The following is a 1,333-nucleotide window of genomic DNA, read 5'->3' as shown; positions in this document are numbered from 1 at the left end:
GATGGCGAACTTCATCTCGGACGATCGCACACAAGCGCTTTTGTTGCCGCCGGACCTTCGGGAGTGGGTGCCGGACGATGACATGGCGCACTTCATCATTGAGGCCGTGGAGCGGGTGGGTCTTTCGGCGTTCAAGGTGAACTGGAAGGGCACGGGCAAGGCCCAGTACCATCCCCGGATGATGCTGGCGCTTCTGATCTACTGCTATGCCAACGGCCTTTTTTCGTCGCGGCGGATCGAGCGGGCGACCTATCGCGATGTTGGTGTGCGGTTTGTGGCGGCGGACACGCATCCGGACCACGACACCATCGCGACCTTCCGGCGGGAGAACAGCGCGGCCATCGCCGAGGCCTTCGCGCAGGTTCTCGTGATGGGCCGGGAGCTTGGCCTTCTGAAGGTCGGGATGGTGAGCATCGACGGCACCAAGATCGACGCCAATGCCTCAAAGATCCGCTCGGTGCGCTATGACCGGGCGAAGGCGTTGCGGGAGCAGTTGGAGAAGGATATCGCCGCGCTGCTGGCCCAGGCCGAGGCGGCCGACCGCGAGGACCAGCCGGACCCGCAGGCGCTGCCGCGGGAGATCGCGCGGCGCGAGGCTCTGCGCGCGAAGCTGGATGCGGCCTGCCAACGCCTGGAAGCCGAGGCCCGGGCGGAGGCCGAGGCCCAGCAGGCCGCTTATGAAGAGAAGCTGCGGGCGCACGAGGCCCGCAACGGCCGGGGACGGGCACCCAAGCCGCCCAATGACACCCCGCCGCCGGACGCGCAAAGCAACCTGACCGACCCCGACAGCAAGCTGATGCGCAAGTCCAAGCGCCACGAGGTCCGCCAGGCCTACAACGCCCAGGCCGTCGTCGATGCCGACGGCAGCCAGTTGGTTCTGGCCACCGACGTCGGCCAGACGCCGAGCGACCAGCCGATGTTCGAGCCGGCCATCAATCGGATGATCGACACGCTCGGACCGCCCACGACGGTCCTGGGCGATGCCGGATACGCCAGTGGCGGGGCCGTGGAGGCCCTTGAGGCGCGCGACATCGAGGTCCTGGTGGCCGTGTCCCGCCCACGGGCCGAGCGGCCCTACGACTTCCGCCCGCCCGATCCCGACGCCAAGCCGCCGCCGGAGCCGAAAGCCGAATGGCGGCAACGCATGAAGGAAAAACTCCAGACCGAGGACGCCAAAGCCAAATACAAACGCCGAAAATGTACCGTCGAACCCGTCTTTGGCATCATCAAATCCGTCCTGGGCTTCACCCGCTTTCACCTCCGTGGCCTCGGCAAGGTCAAAACCGAATGGGCGCTCGTCACCCTCGCTTACAACTGCAAGCGGATGGCCCGC

1 protein-coding gene is annotated in these 1,333 nt (G+C 66.7%); it reads left to right on the top strand.

Annotated features, from left to right (window positions below; all coding sequences use genetic code 11):
• Position 1 precedes the first annotated feature (1 nt).
• Positions 2-1,333: transposase (locus tag GGD89_RS19625; protein WP_184049240.1), on the top strand; the 1,332-nt coding region annotated here is incomplete at its 3' end.

The organism is Roseospira visakhapatnamensis, assembly GCF_014197915.1.
In the GTDB taxonomy this organism is placed as follows: domain Bacteria; phylum Pseudomonadota; class Alphaproteobacteria; order Rhodospirillales; family Rhodospirillaceae; genus Rhodospira; species Rhodospira visakhapatnamensis.
Note: the sequence above shows the minus strand (reverse complement) of the source record. Positions and strands in the feature narration are given on the sequence as shown.